General features: G+C 75.1%; 12 protein-coding genes and 1 pseudogene. 6 read left to right on the forward strand and 7 right to left on the reverse strand.

The genetic code is table 11. From position 1 onward, the window contains the following. Nucleotides 1–20 precede the first annotated feature (20 nt). Nucleotides 21–887: a TIGR04222 domain-containing membrane protein gene (locus tag FHU37_RS24635; RefSeq protein WP_179816859.1), complete on the forward strand. Its 867-nt coding sequence runs from the start codon at nt 21–23 to the stop codon at nt 885–887. Beyond that, a pseudogene (locus FHU37_RS24640) lies at nt 884–2,144 on the forward strand (MbnB/TglH/ChrH family RiPP precursor modification enzyme). Before FHU37_RS24635 ends, FHU37_RS24640 begins: the two are co-directional and overlap by 4 nt. A gap of 77 nt (nt 2,145–2,221) precedes the next feature. On the opposite strand, the gene FHU37_RS24645 reads toward FHU37_RS24640, so the two are convergent. After that, nucleotides 2,222–3,898 carry an FG-GAP repeat domain-containing protein gene (locus FHU37_RS24645; protein WP_179816860.1) on the reverse strand — a complete coding sequence of 559 codons (1,677 nt, stop codon included), beginning with the start codon at nt 3,896–3,898 and terminating at the stop codon, nt 2,222–2,224. Between the two features lie 166 nt (nt 3,899–4,064). Further along, nucleotides 4,065–4,862, reverse strand: coding sequence for an SAM-dependent methyltransferase (locus tag FHU37_RS24650; RefSeq protein WP_218904782.1), 798 nt, complete (start codon nt 4,860–4,862; stop codon nt 4,065–4,067). Between the two features lie 324 nt (nt 4,863–5,186). On the opposite strand from FHU37_RS24650, the gene glyA reads away from it, so the two are divergent. Beyond that, nucleotides 5,187–6,473, forward strand: a complete 1,287-nt coding sequence (gene glyA / locus FHU37_RS24655; protein ID WP_179816862.1) for a serine hydroxymethyltransferase — start codon at nt 5,187–5,189, stop codon at nt 6,471–6,473. Between the two features lie 58 nt (nt 6,474–6,531). Here the strand turns inward: glyA and FHU37_RS24660 are convergent, their stop codons facing one another. Both FHU37_RS24660 and FHU37_RS24665 read right to left on the reverse strand, forming a co-directional pair. Continuing rightward, complete coding sequence (locus tag FHU37_RS24660) at nt 6,532–7,323, reverse strand: SAM-dependent methyltransferase (RefSeq protein WP_218904860.1); 792 nt, start codon at nt 7,321–7,323, stop codon at nt 6,532–6,534. A 99-nt stretch (nt 7,324–7,422) separates the two neighbouring features. Continuing rightward, nucleotides 7,423–9,045, reverse strand: a complete 1,623-nt coding sequence (locus tag FHU37_RS24665) for a GNAT family N-acetyltransferase (RefSeq protein ID WP_179816864.1) — start codon at nt 9,043–9,045, stop codon at nt 7,423–7,425. 577 nt (nt 9,046–9,622) lie between these two features. Here FHU37_RS24665 and sucC point away from each other — a divergent pair. The 3 genes from sucC to FHU37_RS24680 all read left to right on the forward strand — a co-directional run bounded on the left by sucC (nt 9,623) and on the right by FHU37_RS24680 (nt 13,913). Then, nucleotides 9,623–10,801 (forward strand): ADP-forming succinate--CoA ligase subunit beta, encoded by a 1,179-nt coding sequence (gene sucC / locus FHU37_RS24670; RefSeq protein ID WP_179816865.1) that lies wholly within the window; start codon nt 9,623–9,625, stop codon nt 10,799–10,801. Nucleotides 10,802–10,842: 41 nt separating this feature from the next. Beyond that, a complete protein-coding gene (gene sucD, locus FHU37_RS24675; protein WP_179816866.1) occupies nt 10,843–11,733 on the forward strand; it encodes a succinate--CoA ligase subunit alpha in 891 nt (296 codons plus the stop codon). Between the two features lie 299 nt (nt 11,734–12,032). Beyond that, nucleotides 12,033–13,913 carry a transketolase gene (locus FHU37_RS24680; protein ID WP_179816867.1) on the forward strand — a complete coding sequence of 627 codons (1,881 nt, stop codon included), beginning with the start codon at nt 12,033–12,035 and terminating at the stop codon, nt 13,911–13,913. A gap of 52 nt (nt 13,914–13,965) precedes the next feature. Here the strand turns inward: FHU37_RS24680 and FHU37_RS24685 are convergent, their stop codons facing one another. The 3 genes from FHU37_RS24685 to FHU37_RS24695 all read right to left on the reverse strand — a co-directional run bounded on the left by FHU37_RS24685 (nt 13,966) and on the right by FHU37_RS24695 (nt 17,673). Further along, nucleotides 13,966–15,594 carry an MFS transporter gene (locus FHU37_RS24685; protein WP_179816868.1) on the reverse strand — a complete coding sequence of 543 codons (1,629 nt, stop codon included), beginning with the start codon at nt 15,592–15,594 and terminating at the stop codon, nt 13,966–13,968. A 124-nt stretch (nt 15,595–15,718) separates the two neighbouring features. Beyond that, nucleotides 15,719–16,174 carry a MarR family winged helix-turn-helix transcriptional regulator gene (locus tag FHU37_RS24690; protein WP_179816869.1) on the reverse strand — a complete coding sequence of 152 codons (456 nt, stop codon included), beginning with the start codon at nt 16,172–16,174 and terminating at the stop codon, nt 15,719–15,721. Between the two features lie 122 nt (nt 16,175–16,296). Further along, nucleotides 16,297–17,673, reverse strand: coding sequence for an RNA polymerase sigma factor (locus FHU37_RS24695; RefSeq protein ID WP_512699033.1), 1,377 nt, complete (start codon nt 17,671–17,673; stop codon nt 16,297–16,299). Between the last annotated feature and the right edge of the window lie 3 nt (nt 17,674–17,676).

Raw genomic sequence — 17,676 nt, forward strand, 5'->3', positions numbered from 1 at the left:
GCGGGGACGGGGGAGACATCGTGAACGACGAACCGTGGGGCATCTCCGGCCCCACCTTCCTGCTGCTGTACATCGCCCTGTACGCCGCCTGCCTGGTGGCGGTCGTGCTGCTCCGGCGCCGGGCGCTCGCCGGCGACGGATCGGCCTCCGGCGCGGCGCGGACGCGTCGGGACCGCGACCCGTACCAGGTCGCCTACCTCTGCGGTGGGCCGGAACGGGTGGTCGCCACGGCGGCGGCCTCGCTGGTCGCCCAACAGCGGGTGCGGGCCGCGCGCGGCGGCAGGCTCACCGCCGTCAAGGGCGCGTCCTCCCCCTCACACGAGGTGGAACGGCTGCTGAGGGAGAGCCTCAGCGAACACCAGGAGACCCCGCTGCGGATGGTCCGCCTGGAGTTCCGCGGCCACCCCAGGATCCGGGCCATCCGGGACGACCTCGTCTCCGACGGGCTGATCCCCACGGACCACCAGGTCGCCCAGGCCCGACGGGCGGCGCTGCTGCTGCTCGTCCCGCTGGTCGTCGGCATCGCGCGCCTGGTGAACGGGATCCGCCTGGACCGCCCGGTCGGCTTCCTGATCGCCCTGCTCGTCCTCAGCCTGGTCGTCGGCGCCCTGCTGTGGCACGTGCCGCCGCTCAGCCGGCAGGGGTACGCCGAGCTTCGACGGCTGCGGCAGGCCACCCCGCTGCGCCGCGGACAGTCGGGTTCGGACGTCGACCTCGCCATGGTGGCCGTCTGGGGTGGCCTCGCGATCAGCGACACCGCCCTGCGCGGCGCGCTCTTCCCCAGCTCCTCCAGCGGTGGTGGCGGTGACGGTGGTGGCGGTGGTGGCGGCGGCGGTGACGGCGGTGGCGGAGGCGGCTGCGGCGGCGGAGGCGGGTGCGGCGGATGACGCCCCGACTCGGCGTCGGAATCGGCTGGCGGCCGGAGATCGACCTGACCGTGGAGCGGCTGCCCGGGGTGGACTTCGTCGAGGTCGTCGCGGAGAACGTCCGCCCCGAGCGGCTGCCCGACTCGCTCGTCGAACTCCGCGCACGCGGCCTGCCCGTCGTCCCGCACGGCGTGACCCTCTCGCTCGGCGGGGCGGAGCGGCCCGATCCGGCGCGACTCGACCGCCTGGCGCGCACCGCCGCCGCGCTGGACGCCCCGCTGGTCAGCGAGCACCTGGCGTTCGTCCGCGCCGGCGACCTGGAGGCCGGCCACCTGCTGCCGCTCCCACGCACCCGCGAGGCGCTGGCGGTGGTGGCGGAGAACGTCCGGATCGCGCAGGACGCGCTGCCGGTGCCGCTCGCCCTGGAGAACGTCGCCGCCCTGCTCAGCTGGCCCCAGGACGAGCTGACCGAGGCGCAGTTCCTGGGCGAACTGGTCGAGCGCACCGGCGTGCTGCTGCTGATCGACGTCGCCAACCTCTACACCAACCAGGTCAACGTGGGCCTCGACCCGGTCACCGTCCTCGACGCCGTCCCGCCGGACCACCTCGCCTACGTGCACGTCGCCGGCGGCGTCATGCGCGACGGCGTCTGGCACGACACCCACGCCCACCCGGTGCCGGCGCCGGTGCTGGACCTGCTCGCCGCGCTGTGCGAACGCGTCCCACCGCCCGGGGTCCTGCTGGAGCGTGACGACAACTACCCCTCCGACGCCGACCTCGCCGCCGAACTGGCCGCCATCCGGGCCGTGATCCAGCCGGGGCACGACCCGGGGCCCGCCACGCGGCCCGAGCCGGGGCCCGCGGCGGACGGCGGCGCCGCCCGTGACGACTGACCAGCCGCCGGCCGGCGGGGAGCGGCCGGACGACGGCGCCCGGGGCCGCCTCGCCGCCGCCCAGGCGGAACTGCTGGCCGCGCTGGTCGCCGGCGGCCCCGCCCCCGCCGGCTTCGACCCGGCCCGCCTGCGGACCCAGGCCGCCGCGCTGGCCGCCAAGCGCCGCCGGGTGGCGCGGCGGGTCTGGCCGGAACTGGCCCACGCCCTCGGCGACCGCTTCGACCCGCTCTTCGACGACTACGCCGCCCGCCATCCCCGCCCCGCCGAGGGCGCACGGGCCGACGTCCGCGCCTTCGCCGCCGACCTGCGCGCCCGCGGCCTCCTCCCAGCCGGCCTCGTCCCCTCCCCGCTGCGCCGCCTGCTGCGCCGGATCACCCGCCGCTGACCGCCCCCGCCGCTGGGACCCGGCTGCTGGGACCCGGCTGCTGGGACCCGGCCGGGCGGCGGATGGCCTGCGGGCGCTCAGTACAGGCCGACGTCGGGGGAGGAGGACGTGGTGCTGTCGCGCCACAGGCTGCCCCGGCGGTCGGCGAAGTAGACCCGCATCAACTCGTTGTCGCTGGCCAGCAGATCGGCGTAGCCGTCGCCGTTGATGTCCCCCGGGGAGACGAGGTCCCGGAAGGCGGACCAGCCGCCGCCGAGCCGCACCCGGGTCTGGAACGGCGCGCTCGCGCTGCCGGTGCCCCTGTAGAGGTAGAGGTCGCCGGCGGGCGTGCGGGCGAGCAGGTCGGCGCGGCCGTCACCGGTGATGTCCCCGCCGCCCAGCAGGCGGTTGTACGCCTGCCAGCCGGGGCCGATAAGCCGGCGCGTCGCGAAGCCGGCGCCGCTGCCGTTGCCCGCGTACAGGTACAGCTCCCCGGCGGGGGTCCGGGCGACCAGGTCGCCCTTGCCGTCGCCGGTGAGGTCGCCCGGGCCGACGATGGCGTTGAACATGTTCCAGCCGGGGCCGATGCGCGTGCTGCCGTTGTAGAGCACACCGCTGGTGTCACGGCGGAGCAGGTCGCCGGGGGAGTGCTCGGTCAGGGCGTTGGCGTACACCAGGGTGCCGCCGGTCGGGGTGTCGACGAGGCGGGGGGAGACGAAGGCGCCGTCGAACACCCGGTGGTGGTAGAGCTGCCCGGTCGAGGTGCGGTGGTAGTAGTCGGTGCGGCCGTGGTAGCCGTTGCCGCCGGCACCGGCGTAGGAGAAGCCGATGTGCCAGCCGGCGTCGGGGCCGCTCGTGCGGGCCAGGAAGCCGCCGGAGCCGTTGCCCCGGTGCAGGTGCAGCACCGGGTCGCGGTACTGGTTGGTGGTGCGGGCGAGCAGGTCGGCGACGCCGTCGCCGGTGTAATCGCCCACCCCGATCAGCTGGGTGTAGCCGCCCCACCCGGGGCCGTGCAGCCGCCGGAGGGCCAGTGGCGCGGTGGCGGAACCGGTGCCGTGGTAGAGGTACAGGTCGCCGGCGGGGGTGCGGGCGGCGACGTCGCCGAGGCCGTCGCGGTTGATGTCGCCGAGGCCGACGAGTTGGTCGTAGCCCTGCCAGCCGCCGCCGACCCGGACGCGCGGGGCGAACGGGTTGGTCCGGTCACCGGTCGCCACGTAGAGGTAGAGGTCCCCGCCGGGAGTCCGGGCCAGCAGGTCGGCGAGGCCGTCGCCGGTGACGTCGCCGGGCCCGAGGACCTTGTTGAACATCTGCCAGCCGATCCCCCTCCAGTAGGAGGACAGGAAGTCGTTCTCCGCCCGAGTGTCGAACAGGCGCAGCGAGCCGGTGGCGGTGAGCCCCAGGAGGTCGCTGGAGCCGTCCCCGGTGACGTCGCCGGGGGCGATGAGGTCCTTCCAGTCGGGCGGGGCGCTCTCACCGAGGACGTCCAGGCCCCACAGGTACATCTCTCCCGAGGGCAGGCTGGCCAGCACCTCCGGCATGCGGCTGCCGCTGTACGGCCGGACCGGGCGGAACAGCACGAGGTCGGAGCGCCCGTCCCCGTTAAAGTCGTTGCGTGGCGCGACGGCGGCGGCCGTCGACGCCGCCGGGGCCGCCACGGCGGGCGGAGCCGGCACGGCGGTGGACAGCACGGCGGAGGCGACCAGGGCGGAGCAGGTCGCGAGGAGGCGCGCCGCACGACGCGCGGAGCGTGCGGGCGGACGCGTGCCGGAAGACATCAGGGGACCCCCACGGGCCGGAGTAAGGAGGTGGCGCGTGCGTCCCGACCGTCACCTCAGGGTGAGTTGCCGGATCGTCAGGTCCTCGCGCGGCGGCGAGAGCCTATCCCACCGGATCCCGCGCCCGCCCCCGGATTCCCGCTCCCGCGGGGTGCCCCGTCCCTGGCTACGGCTTGCGGCCGACGGCGATGTAGCCGCCGAGGTCCTCCTCGCGGGGGCGCTCGGCGCCCTCCGGGTACGGCCAGTAGGGGGAGACGCCCTCGCCGGCCAGCTCCATGCCGGTGTAGAAGCGCTCCACCTCGGCCTTGGTGCGGGTGACCAGGGTGATGCCGGAGGCGGTGTAGACCTTGACGATCTCCTGGAAGGCGGTGGAGGGGAAGTCGGCGGTCGCGTGGGAGATGACCAGGTGGCTGCCGGAGGGCAGGGCGTCCATCAGGGTCTGGACGACCGGGTAGGCCTCCTCGTCCGGGACGAAGTGCAGGGTGGCGATGAACATCAGGGCGACCGGCTGGGTGAGGTCCAGCGTGGCGCGCAGGTCCGGGTGGTCCAGGATGGAGCGCGGGTCGCGCAGGTCGGCGTCGATGTAGGCGGTGCGGCCCTCGGGGCTGGACTTCAGCAGGGCGCGGGCGTGCGCCAGGACGATCGGGTCGTTGTCGACGTACACGATCCGGGCGTCCGGGGCGAGGGACTGGGCCACCTCGTGGGTGTTGTCCTCGGTGGGGATGCCGGTGCCGATGTCCAGGAACTGGCGTATGCCCGCCTCGCGCACCAGGTAGGTGACGGCGGAACCCAGGAAGCGGCGGTTGGCGATCGCGCCGGTGCGGATCGACGGGGCGATGGCCAGGACCTTCTCGGCCGCCTCGCGGTCCGCGGGGAAGTTGTCCTTGCCTCCGAGGAAGTAGTTGTACATGCGTGCCGAGTGCGGCACGTCGGTACGCAGGTCGATCGGTCCGTCGGCGGCCATGGAGACTCCCCCTGTTGCGCGGTGATCGGGCGTCAGCATCCTACGGGGGCGCAGGAGGGACGGGCCCGGCGCGTACCGGGGAAAACCCGGGTCGCGCGGCGGGCGCGGCTGGGTACTCTGGGAGTGCCGCGACTGGCGAGAGCGTGGAACCGACCACGAGGAAGCGGCAACCGTCCGGCGCGGGCACGCGCACTGGCCACCATCGGCCGGCGCCGCCCCTCCGCCCGGTCGGGAACCGAGGGGCCGTCCGCCTGGGCTCCCGGGTCATCCGTCCGCGCCGCGCGAAGACACTCCGCGGCAGACCGACCCGGGAGCGAGCAGCCCATGACGTCCACCAATCCCGCCGTCCCCGCCCCGCGGCACGCCGCCGTCGCGGCCACCGACCCGGAGATCGCCGCGCTGATCGGCGCCGAGGAGCGCCTCCAGGCCGACACGTTGCGGATGATCGCCTCGGAGAACTACGTCTCCCAGGCGGTGCTGGAGGCCACCGGCACCGTGCTGCAGAACAAGTACTCCGAGGGCTACCCGGGCCGCCGCTACTACGAGGGCCAGCAGAACATCGACCCGGTGGAGGAGCTCGCCCGGCAGCGCGCCAAGGAGCTCTTCGGCGTCGACCACGCCAACGTGCAGCCGTACTCCGGCTCGCCCGCCAACCTCGCCGTGTACCTCGCCTTCCTCCAGCCCGGCGACACCGTGATGGGCATGTCGCTGCCGATGGGCGGCCACCTCACCCACGGCTGGGGCGTCTCCGCCACCGGCACCTGGTTCCGCGGCGTCGGCTACGGCGTGCGCCGGGAGACCGGCCGGGTGGACCTCGACGAGGTGCGCGACCTGGCGCTGCGCGAGCGCCCCAAGCTGATCTTCTGCGGCGGCACCGCCGTGCCCCGCACCATCGACTTCGCCGGCTTCGCGGAGATCGCCCGCGAGGTCGGGGCCGTGCTGGTCGCCGACGTCGCCCACATCGCCGGCCTGATCGCCGGCGGCGCCCACCCCTCGCCGGTGCCGCACGCCGACGTCGTCTCCACCACCACCCACAAGACGCTCCGCGGCCCGCGCGGCGCCATGCTGATGTGCCGCGAGGAGCACGCCAAGGCCATCGACCGGGCCGTGTTCCCCGGCCTCCAGGGCGGCCCGCACAACCACACCACGGCGGCCATCGCGGTGGCCCTGAAGGAGGCGGCGACCGAGGACTTCCGCGCCTACGCGCACCAGGTGGTGGCCAACGCCCGCGCGCTCGGCGAGCAGCTGGCGGCGCGCGGCTTCGACCTGGTCTCCGGCGGCACCGACAACCACCTGCTGCTGATCGACCTCACCTCCAAGGAGATCGGCGGCAAGCCGGTCGCCCAGGCGCTGGACCGGGCCGGCATCGTGGTGAACTACAACTCCGTGCCGTTCGACCAGCGCAAGCCGTTCGACCCCTCCGGCCTGCGCCTGGGCACCCCGGCGCTCACCTCGCGCGGCCTGCCCGCCGAGCGGATGGCGACGGTGGCCGAGTGGATCGACCGGGTGGTCACCGCCGCCCGCACCGGCGACGAGGACACCGTCGTCAAGGTGCGCGCCGAGGTCGCCGAGCTGATGACCGAGTACCCGGCGCCCGGATTGCCGGTCTGATGGTCTGACCTGACCGGGAGTGGACGGAGGCCGGTCGGGCCGGACCGGGCGGGTGGGGTCAGTGGCCCCGGCGGCCCAGGGCGCCGTAGGAGACGTGCCAGTGGCCCTCCTGCGGGGGCTCCAGGCTGGCCGGGCGCCACTGGGCCTCCGGGACCACGCCCGGCTCGACCAGCTCCATGCCGGTGAAGAAGCGGGCCACCTCCGCCCGGGACCGGCCGGTCACCGGGATGCCGGACGCCCGGTACACCGTGCCGACCCGGTCGGCGACCATCGGCGGGGTGTAGTCCCCGGTGGCGTGCGAGACCGCCAGGTGGCTGCCGGGCGCCAGCGCCGCCTTCAGCCCCTCCACCAACCGGTACGCCGACGGCCCGGGGAAGTAGTGCAGCAGGCCGGTGACCAGCAGGCCGACCGGCCGGCGCAGGTCGATGGTGTCGTTCAGCACGGGGTGCCGCAGCAGCGCCTCGGTGTCCAGCGCGTCGGCCTCCACGTAGACGGTGGCCCCCTCCGGGCTGCTCTTGAGCAGGGCGCGGGCGTGCGCCAGGACGAGCGGGTCGTTGTCGACGTACACCACCCGGGCGTCGGGCGCGATCGCCTGGGCCACCTCGTGGGTGTTGCAGTGGGTGGGCATCCCGGTGCCGACGTCGAGGAACTGCCGGATGCCCACCTCGCCGGCGAGGTACTCCACCACCCGTCCCACGAACCCGCGGTGCTCCAGCAGGGCGGAGCGCATGAACGGCACCGCGCCGAGCACGCCGATGGCGGCGTCGCGGTCGGCCGGGAAGTAGTCCTTGCCGCCGAGGAAGTAGTTCCCCATGCGCGCCGGATGCGGGGCGTCCGTCCCGAGCGTCATGAGCGTCACGACATCACCACCATGCCCTCATGATCTGATGCTCTGTCACTCGAATGGTAGTTCGCGCGACGGTGCGCCACCACGGCGACCCGCGCCGGCTCAGGCGTTGCGCGGCCAGGGCAGCGGCGCCGTGCGCACCTGCGTGGCCGCGTCGCCGTCGAGCCCCGCCGCCCGCAGCGTCCGGGCCACCACCGCCAGCGGCAGCGAGGGCGCCACCCGCACCACCTCCCGCACCGTCGTGCCGTCCACCCGGACCACCGCCGTCGGCGCGTCCGACTCCCCCAGCAGCAGCCAGCGGTCCCGCGGCCCCCACGAACGCCGCACCGCCTCCGGCCCCGGCTCGCCCGCGGCCAGCGCCAGGTAGCGCACCAGCGGCGCGCTCGGCCGCACCGGCCGCGGCGCCGGCAACCCCGGCACGCCGTGCGGGTCGACCGAGCCGGCGAGCAGCGCGACCTGCTGCCAGCCGGTCAGCTCCTCCGGGCCGCCCCCCTCCAGGCCCACCGAACGCCGCAGCGGACGCGGCAGCAGCGCCCCCGGCACCGCGGCGCCCACCCGCCCGACGACCTGACGCCCCCACCGCCCGAGCGCCGGCCGCGGATCCACCCGCCGCCGGTAGGCGTGCAGCCGGCGCACGGCCGCCCGCCGGCGCGGCCGCAGCCAGCGCGCCGCCCGCGCCGCGCCCGCCCGCCCCCACACCACCGGACGGGCCAGCACCCCACCGAGTTGGGCGTCCACGTCCAGCAGCTGCGGCCGTTCGGTGGCCAGCCGCTCCTTCTCCGGGGTGATCCCCGGGATGAAGTCGAGCAGCCGCGGCGGCGTCTCCGCGAACAGCTGCCGCTGCGCCGACCACTGCACCACCGTGCCGGCGCCGAGGCCGGGCAGGCTGCGGTCGTAGGCGGTGGTGCGCCACACCGCGACGTCCCCCAGCCGCACCCAGGTCTGCGCCGCCACCGGCATGCCGGCGACCCGCAGCAGGAACAGCCGCGCCCAGCCGTTGCGGTCGGCGCGCCGCATGAAGTCGGACTCCTCGTGCCGCAGGCGCGGATCGGCCACCCCCTGCCAGCTGCGGGCGTGCAGCTCCCGGTAGGCCGGCAGGCCGTCCGCCAGCGGCTTGCCGAACGGGCCGCCGTACACCTCCAGCTCCACCCCCCAGGAGGCGACCAGGCGGTTCTCGAAGCGGCGGGCGTAGCCGTCGAAGCCGCGCAGCCGCTCCCGGTGCGACGCCCAGGGGCCGTCGACCGGGGTGACCATGTCGCAGCCGTGGTGGCGCAGGGCGACGGCGAAGCCGTTGTCCCGCAGCGCCCGCACGAAGGCCCGGGTGGCCGGGTCGCGGACCGGCAGCCGGTACAGCGCGACCCGGCGGGCGCCGGTGGCGGTCACCGCGCGGGCCAGGTGGTCCAGCACCTCGCCGAGCGGGTGGTCGGTGCCCACCGCGATGCGGGAGCGCACCCGGCCGGGGCGGTCCCAGCCGGCCGTGCGCACCACGGAGCCGTCCTGCACCAGCGGGAGCACGGCGACCGGACGGCTGCCGTCCAGCACCGCCGCTATCCGGATGCGGGAGGGCGCGACCTCGGGCCCGGGGCCCTCGGACCAGGAGGCGTACCACACGTGGGAGTCGAAGAAGTCGGCCTGAAGTGGCCGCGCCGCGCTGAGCGCGTCCCAGCGCCGGGCGAAGGTCTCGTCGATGTCGTCGGCGGACAGTACCCGCGCGGTCAACCCCATCTGCCGGAGCCCTCCCTCAGAGTCCCGGCGAATATACGACGCGTGACGTAAGGCGGGTGAGGGGTTGGCGAACTCGGTCGCTCGCACGAGTGATGGAGCCGCCACGGACCGGCACGGCGGGCGGGCACGGCGGGCGGCACGGTGGGTGGACGGCCGGTGGACGGCGGGTGGGACGGCCGGGATCCGCGGCGGGGGGACGAACCCGGTGGGTTGACCCGCCGCGGGGCGGGCACCCCCTGTGACAGGTGTCACGGGTTATGGTCACAAGTGGGGGGAGGGCATCCCGGCGTGTCGGGTCTAGGCTTGGCGACCGGACATGCCGCGCGTCGCGTGCCCCACCTGTGGTGGACGCTCCGGCGCACCGCCGAAACCGACCGCCCGGACCACCGCCGCCGAGGCGGGGGCCGTGGCGGCGCCGGATGGCGAGCTGTGCCGCCATGCGTGAGCCGTTCCGAACACCCTCCCGGCCGACGGTGGCCGGGCGGGGGCGAGGAACAGCCGACCGTCGTCCGGTCGGCGGTGACGTCGGTCGCGTCGGCACGCCCGAAACGAACCGCGATCACAAGGACGGACGCGCGTGGACCTGTTCGAGTACCAGGCGAGGGACATCTTCGCCAAGCATGGCGTACCGGTGCTGGCCGGTGAAGTCATCGAGACGCCCGAGGCGGCTCGTGAGGCGGCCGAGCGGCTGGGCGGCCGGGCCGTCGTCAAGGCGCAGGTGAAGACCGGCGGCCGCGGCAAGGCCGGCGGCGTGAAGCTGGCCGCCGACCCGGACGACGCCGTCGTCAAGGCCGGCCAGATCCTGGGCATGGACATCAAGGGCCACACCGTCCACAAGGTGATGCTCGCCCAGACCGCGGACATCGCGGAGGAGTACTACGTCTCCTTCCTGCTGGACCGCACCAACCGCACCTTCCTCGCCATGGCGTCCGTCGAGGGCGGCATGGAGATCGAGGAGGTCGCCGCCACCAAGCCGGAGGCGCTGGCCAAGGTGCCGGTGGACGCGAACGAGGGCGTGACCGAGGCCAAGGCCCGCGAGATCGTCAAGGCCGCCCGGTTCCCCGAGGAGGTCGCCGAGCAGGTCGCGCAGACCCTCGTCACCCTGTGGGACGTCTTCGTCAAGGAGGACGCCACCCTGGTCGAGGTGAACCCGCTGGTCAAGACCGGCGACGGCAAGATCATCGCCCTCGACGGCAAGGTCACCCTGGACGCCAACGCGGACTTCCGCCACGCGGACCACGCCGAGCTGGAGGACAAGGCCGCCGCCGACCCGCTGGAGGCCGCGGCCAAGGCCAAGGACCTCAACTACGTCAAGCTGGACGGCGAGGTCGGCATCATCGGCAACGGCGCCGGCCTGGTCATGTCCACCCTGGACGTGGTCGCCTACGCCGGTGAGGCGCACGGCGGCGTCAAGCCCGCCAACTTCCTCGACATCGGCGGCGGCGCCTCCGCCGAGGTGATGGCCAACGGCCTGGAGATCATCCTCGGCGACCCGGCCGTGAAGTCGGTGTTCGTCAACGTCTTCGGCGGCATCACCGCCTGCGACGCGGTCGCCAACGGCATCGTCCAGGCCCTGGAGCTGCTCCAGAGCAAGGGCGAGGAGGTCACCAAGCCGCTCGTGGTGCGTCTGGACGGCAACAACGCCGAGGAGGGTCGCCGGATCCTCACCGAGGCGAACCACCCGCTGGTGCAGCAGGTGGACACGATGGACGGTGCGGCCGAGCGGGCCGCCGAGCTCGCCGCCGCCGCCGTCTGACACGGCGCGTCTTTCGACACGAGTAGGGACCGGACCCCCACATGGCAATTTTCCTCACCAAGGACAGCAAGGTCATCGTCCAGGGCATGACCGGCTCCGAGGGCACCAAGCACACCCGCCGGATGCTCGCGGCCGGCACCAACATCGTCGGCGGCGTGAACCCGCGCAAGGCCGGCACCACCGTGGACTTCGACGGCACCGCCGTGCCGGTGTTCGGCTCGGTCAAGGAGGCCATGGAGGCCACCGGCGCCGACGTCACCGTCATCTTCGTCCCCCCGAAGTTCGCCAAGGACGCGGCCGTCGAGGCGATCGACGCCGAGATCCCGCTGGCCGTGGTGATCACCGAGGGCATCCCGGTGCACGACACGGCCTCCTTCTGGGCGCACGCCGTCGCGCGCGGCGGCAAGACCCGGGTGATCGGCCCCAACTGTCCCGGCCTGATCACCCCCGGGCAGTCCAACGCCGGCATCATCCCCGCCGACATCACCAGCTCCGGCCGCATCGGCCTGGTGTCCAAGTCCGGCACGCTGACCTACCAGCTGATGTACGAGCTGCGCGACATCGGCTTCTCCTCCGCGGTCGGCATCGGCGGCGACCCGATCATCGGCACCACGCACATCGACTGCCTCCAGGCGTTCCAGGACGACCCGGACACCGACGTCATCGTGATGATCGGCGAGATCGGCGGCGACGCCGAGGAGCGGGCCGCGGCCTACATCAAGGAGCACATCACCAAGCCGGTCGTCGGCTACGTGGCGGGCTTCACCGCGCCCGAGGGCAAGACGATGGGCCACGCCGGCGCGATCGTCTCCGGCTCCTCCGGCACCGCGCAGGCGAAGAAGGAGGCCCTGGAGGCCGCCGGCGTCAAGGTCGGCAAGACCCCCTCGGAGACCGCCCGCCTCGCCCGCGAGATCGTCGAGCGGCTCGGCTGACCCGACCGGACGCCGGACGCCCGGCGCGTCCGGCCAGGTCGGCGGCCACCCGCGGCGCCGCCCCACGGCGCCGCGGCACCCCCCACGGCGGCACACACGGCCCGTGGACACCGGAACACCCGGCGTCCACGGGCCGCCCGCTTTCCCGGCCGGGGTCTCCCGCCGGAGGCTTCCCGAACCGGGGTTTCCCGTCCCGGGGTTTTCCGTCCCGGTTTCCGGAAAGCAGCCGGGGTCGGGCGCCGAACACGGCACGGCGCCGAGCACGGCACCCGCCCACCTGGCTACCCGGGAGGACCAGCATGACCGTGACCCACCACACCACCGGACACGTCACGCCCTCGACCGACCTGGCGGACGTCTTCGAACTCGCGCAGCAGCTGCGGGTCGACTCCGTGCGGGCCAGCACCGCCGCCGGCTCCGGACACCCCACCTCCAGCATGTCCGCCGCCGACGTGATGGCCGTGCTGCTCGCCCGCCACCTCACCTTCGACTGGCGACGCCCGGACCACCCGGCCAACGACCACCTGATCCTGTCCAAGGGCCACGCCTCCCCGCTGCTGTACGCGATGTTCAAGGCCGCCGGCGTCATCTCCGACGACGAACTGGTCACGACGTACCGCCGGGCGGGCAGCCGGCTCCAGGGACACCCCACCCCGATCCTGCCCTGGGTCGACGTCGCGACCGGATCGCTCGGCCAGGGGCTGCCCTACGGCGTCGGCGTGGCCCTGGCCGGACGGGTGCTGGAACTGCTGCCCTACCGGGTGTGGGTGCTGTGCGGGGACAGCGAGATGAGCGAGGGCTCCATCTGGGAGGCCCTGGACAAGGCGTCGTACTACGGCCTGACCAACCTCACCGCCATCGTGGACGTCAACCGGCTCGGCCAGCGCGGCCCCACCGAACTCGGCTGGGACATCGACGCCTACGCCAGCCGGATCACCGCCTTCGGCTGCCACGCGCTGATGATCGACGGCCACGACCTGCGCGAGATCGACGCCGCCCTCGACGCCGTCTCGCACGCCGACCGCCCCACCGTGATCCTCGCCCGCACCCTCAAGGGCCGCGGCTTCTCCGAGGTCGAGGACGCCGACGGCTGGCACGGCAAGGCCCTGCCGCAGGACATGGCCGACCGGGCCGTGGCCGAACTCGGCGGGGTGCGGCAGCTCACCGTCGCCGGCCCCGCCCCCACCGCGCGCCAGGAACCCGCCCCGGCCCAGGCCCCGGCGTCCGTGGACCTGCCGCGCTATGAGGTCGGCGAGAAGGTCGCCACCCGGCTGGCCTTCGGCAAGGCGCTGGCCGCCCTCGGCGCCCGCCCGGAGGTGGTGGCGCTGGACGCGGAGGTCGGCAACTCCACCCACGCGGAGGAGTTCGGCAAGGTCCACCCCGAGCGCTACTTCCAGACCTTCATCGCCGAACAGGCCATGATCGCGGCGGCCGTCGGGCTGTCGGTGCGCGGCTACCGGCCGTTCGCCAGCACCTTCGCCGCCTTCCTCACCCGCGCCCACGACTTCGTCCGGATGGCCGCCATCTCCCAGGCCACCCTGGCCCTGAGCGGCTCGCACTGCGGCGTGGAGATCGGCGAGGACGGCCCCTCCCAGATGGGCCTGGAGGACCTGGCGATGATGCGCTCCGTGCAGGGTTCCACCGTCCTCTACCCGAGCGACGCCACCAGCGCCACCGCCCTCACCGCCGCCATGGCCGACCTCCCCGGCATCAGCTACCTGCGCACCACCCGCGGCAAGTACCCCGTGCTCTACCCGGCCGACGAGCCCTTCCCGGTCGGCGGCTGCAAGATCCTGCGCAGCAGCGGCACGGAGGACCACGTCACGCTGGTCGGGGCGGGGGTGACCGTGCACGAGTGCCTGGCCGCCGCCGACGACCTGAGCCAGCGCGGCATCCGGGCCCGGGTGATCGACCTGTACTCGGTCAAGCCGGTCGACGACGAGACGCTGCGCCGCGCCGTAGCCGAGACCGGCGCGCTCGTCGTCGTGGAGGACCACCACCCCGAGGGCGGCCTCGGGGAGGCCGTGCTGAGCGCCCTGGCGCCGCACGGCGGCACCGGCCGCTTCGCCCACCTCGCCGTCCGTGAGCTGCCGGCGTCCGGCAGCTCCGCGGAACTGCTGGAGGCCGCCGGCATCTCCGCCCGCCACATCGCCTGGGCCGCCCGCCGCGTCGCCGGCTGAGCCGACGGCCCGGTCCCCTGGGGCCGGGGCCGCCGCGACCGGCCGCGGCGGCTCAGCGGCGTGGCGGCGGCTGGTCGGGTGGCCCGGGGGTGGGCGGCGGCGCCGTGGGGGTGGGCGGCGGCGCGTCGAGGCCGCAGTGGAAGCACGGGCTCGGGTGGTCCCCGTCCTCCCGCTCACCCCCGTCGCCCTTCCTGGCTCCGGCTCCGGCTCCGACCTCCGCCTCCGCTCCGGCAGTGCCGTCGGGGCCGGGCCGGCGCGGCGGGTTGCGGATCAGCAGGGCGGCGAGCACGCCTCCCACGGCACAGGCCACCGCGCAGACCAGCATCGCGACACGGAACCCGGCCAGCAGCACCTCCGGACGCAGGTAGGCGTCCGCCGTGATGCCGGACACCGGCGGCACCACCGCGACGGCCAGCAGACCGGCGGCGCGGGCGACGTCGTTGTTCACCGCGGAGGCGATCCCGGCGTGCTCCGGCGGGGCCGAACCGAGCGCGGTGGCGGTCAGCGGCGCGACCGTGATCGCCAACCCCAGCCCGAGCACCACGGCCCCGGGCAGCACCTGCGTCGGGTAGTCGCCGACGGTGTCGATCCGCACGAACAGGGCGATCCCGACGGCCGCCACCACCGGCCCGACGGCCATCTGCGCCCGCGGGCCGATCCGCGTGGCCAACTCCCCCGACGCGCTGGACAGCAGCAGCATCAGCACGGTCAGCGGCAGCAGGGCCACCCCGGAGGCCAGCGGCGAGTACCCGGCGCTGCCCTGGAGCACCACCGGCAGCAGGAACACCGCCGCCCCCAGCGCCCCGTAGACCACGAAGGTCACCACGTTGGCGGCGGTCAGCTGCCGGGAGGAGAAGATCGACAGCGGCAGCAGCGGCGACGCCGTCCGGCCCTCCCAGAACACGAAGGCCACCAGCAGCCCGAGCCCGAGGACCAGCGCGCCGACGATCGGCCAGGACGACCAGCCCCGCCCCTCGCCCGCGATCAGGGCGTAGGTGAGCAGGCCCAGCCCGCCGGTGATCACGGCCGCGCCCACCACGTCCAACCGGCCGTGGACGCCCGGCGCCCGGGACTCCGGCACGTGCCGCAGGCCGACGAACCAGACGGCGGCGGCCAGCGGCAGGTTGATCAGGAAGATCAGCCGCCAGGACGCCGCGTCGATCAGCCACCCCCCGATGAACGGCCCGGCGGCGGTGGCCACCCCGCCCAGCCCGGACCAGGCCCCGATGGCCCGCGCACGGTGCTCCCGCACGAACGACGCCTCCAGCAGCGCCAGGCTGCCCGGCACCAGCAGCGCCGCGCCGACGCCCTGCAGCGCCCGCCCGGCGATCAGCACGGGCGCGTTGGGCGCGAGCGCGCACAGCGCCGACGCCACCGCGAAGGCCGCGGTGCCCTGGAGGAAGATCCGCCGCCGGCCGAGGCGGTCACCGAGCGAGCCACCGAGCAGCAGCAGGCCGGACAGCACCAGCGTGTAGGCGTTGACCACCCACTGCAGGGCGCCGACGTCCGCCTCGAACTCCCGGCCGATCACCGGCACGGCGATGCCGACGACCGTGGCGTCCAGCATCGCCATGCCCGAGCCCAGCACGGTCACCAGCAGCACGCGACGGCCGCGCGGGGTGCCCATCCGCACCGCGGGCCCGGTCGCCGGGGGAGGGTCGGGAGTGCTCGCCTGGTCCATCGCGCCATCCGTCGGGGCCGTCCGCGCTCTACCGTCCCACCCATCCTGACCAGTGCACCGCCGCGGCGCGCGGCGATTCGGTGCGGCGCGCGGCCGATCGCTGCCTTCGCCGTGCGCGGGTCGGTCAGCGCAGGCCCGTCGGCTCCAGGGCGCGGACCAGCGGGACCAGTTCGGGCCGCTCGGCGGCCTCGGCGAGGGCGTCGCGCAGCGCGGCGTCGTGGGTGGGACGCGCCTCCTCCAGCACCCGGCGGCCCTTCTCGCTCACCTCGGTGTAGATGCCCCGGCGATCCGTCGCGCACAGGTAGCGGGTCAGCAGCCCCTGGTCCTCCAGCCGGGACACCAGCCGGGTGGTGGCGCTCTGGCTGAGCACCACGGCCTGTGCCAGCTGCTGCATCCGCATGTGCCAGCCCTGCTGGTTGCTGAGCACGTCCAGCACGGTGTACTCGCTCACGCTCAGGCCGTGCCCCGCCTGGAGCGCGCGCTCGATCCGGATCTCGATCCGGGCGTGCAGGGCAGCGAGCGCCCGCCATCCCTCGGCGCGCGCCGCGCCCGACTCCTCGGCACCGTCACGCACCGACATGGGCCCTCCCGTCCGCGCCGCCGAACACTTCGGTCCCGAGCATACGACCAGCGCGTCGGAGCCGGAGCGGGGCGGGGGACCGTTCCCTCCCGGGCCGCCTCCGTCCGGCCCCCGGCCCGCCGTCAGGGGGATCCCGGGGGCGCTCCCGGGAGCGGACCGGAGGAATCGACGGACGCGGCGGACGCGGCGGGATCCGCCGGCGATCCGATGACGGGGAGCGCCGGTCCGGGGGCCAGCGGGCACTCTGGGCCGCCCAGGGGCGGGCAGACCAGCGAGGGAACGCCGGCCGGGGTGACCGGGGCGACCGCCGTCGCGTCGACGATGCCCAGGCCCGGCGCGTGGCGGGGCAGCGCGCCGCGCGGCACCAGTCCCGGGGCGACCGCGCCGACCTGCGCCCGGCTCGGCGGCGCCCACCGTGCCGCGGTGTCGCTGCCCACACCCGTGTAGCCGTCGGTCGGTGCCGGGTGGTGGTTGCCCGCGTCCGGCTGGGCCGGCGGCGTCGACCCCTCGTTGAGCAGGTTCGCGACGAACACGCCGCCGGCCACGCCCGCGGCCGTCGCGGACGCGACGAGCGCCGTGCCGGCGGCCAGCCGACGGCGCCGCCTGCGACGGACGGACCGGCGCACCAGATCCGGGGCTGGTGGGGACGGGACCAGGGCGGTGGCCGCGCGGTTGAGCAGCAGGGCGATCTCCCGCCCGGCCTCGGTGCCGTCCGGTTCGCTCCGGGCCCGCTCGGACAGCTCCGCGGCCAGCAGCCTGGCCAGCCGGGCGCGCCCCCCGCGCAGCCGGCTCCGTGTCGTCCACCGGCCGTACCCGGCGTCCTCGGCGACCGCCGCCGGCGGGAGGCCCACGCCGTCGTGCAGCAGGACCACGAGCCGCTGGCCGGCGGACAGCCGCAGCATCGCGTCCAGGACGCACCACACCTGTAGCTCCGTCGGGCGTGGTTCGGTCGGTCGTGGCTCCGTCGGGCGGTGCACCCGGGCCGGTGCGCCCGGCTGGTCGGCTGCCGGTCCGGTGGCCGTCTCCGTCCCGGTGGCCGTCTCCGTCCCGGTGGCCGGCTTCGTCCCCGGGGGCGTCTCCGCCGTCGGGCACGGCTCACGCAGCTCGTGGGGCGGGCGGCGGGGGAGGCGTCGCCGGTGCGCGGCCCGTCGGGGCGCGCGGAGCGCCTCCTCGCAGGCGACGGCCCGGATCCACGCCTCCGGGTCCGGTTCACCGCGGACCCGCTTCCATTGGCGCCACGCGCGCATGAACGCGCGGTGCGCGGCCCGCTCCGCGTCGCTCTGCCGGCCCGTCAGCAGCCAGAGCTGCCGGACCACGCGATCCGCGCAGTGGGCGTAGACCTGGTCGAACTCCCACTCCAGGGCCCTGGCCCGGGTCCTGGCGGACGACCTGGGCGGTGGCGGCGAAGCGGACGACGGAGGCGGCGCAGCGGCCGGGCGAGGCGACGCCGGCCGGGCGCTGGAGGTGGGCGGCTCGGGGGGTGCGGGGGTACGGGACATGGC

This window comes from Allostreptomyces psammosilenae, from assembly GCF_013407765.1.
GTDB lineage: Bacteria > Actinomycetota > Actinomycetes > Streptomycetales > Streptomycetaceae > Allostreptomyces > Allostreptomyces psammosilenae.

What these genes read in the sequence shown, in the direction of transcription:
- FHU37_RS24645 (WP_179816860.1), bottom strand. Translation starts at nt 3,898, where the DNA reads ATGTCTTCCGGCACGCGTCCGCCCGCACGCTCCGCGCGTCGTGCGGCG.
- FHU37_RS24650 (WP_218904782.1), bottom strand. Translation starts at nt 4,862, where the DNA reads ATGGCCGCCGACGGACCGATCGACCTGCGTACCGACGTGCCGCACTCG.
- glyA (WP_179816862.1), top strand. Translation starts at nt 5,187, where the DNA reads ATGACGTCCACCAATCCCGCCGTCCCCGCCCCGCGGCACGCCGCCGTC.
- FHU37_RS24660 (WP_218904860.1), bottom strand. Translation starts at nt 7,323, where the DNA reads ATGACGCTCGGGACGGACGCCCCGCATCCGGCGCGCATGGGGAACTAC.
- FHU37_RS24665 (WP_179816864.1), bottom strand. Translation starts at nt 9,045, where the DNA reads ATGGGGTTGACCGCGCGGGTACTGTCCGCCGACGACATCGACGAGACC.
- sucD (WP_179816866.1), top strand. Translation starts at nt 10,843, where the DNA reads ATGGCAATTTTCCTCACCAAGGACAGCAAGGTCATCGTCCAGGGCATG.
- FHU37_RS24680 (WP_179816867.1), top strand. Translation starts at nt 12,033, where the DNA reads ATGACCGTGACCCACCACACCACCGGACACGTCACGCCCTCGACCGAC.
- FHU37_RS24685 (WP_179816868.1), bottom strand. Translation starts at nt 15,594, where the DNA reads ATGGACCAGGCGAGCACTCCCGACCCTCCCCCGGCGACCGGGCCCGCG.
- FHU37_RS24690 (WP_179816869.1), bottom strand. Translation starts at nt 16,174, where the DNA reads ATGTCGGTGCGTGACGGTGCCGAGGAGTCGGGCGCGGCGCGCGCCGAG.
- FHU37_RS24695 (WP_512699033.1), bottom strand. Translation starts at nt 17,673, where the DNA reads ATGTCCCGTACCCCCGCACCCCCCGAGCCGCCCACCTCCAGCGCCCGG.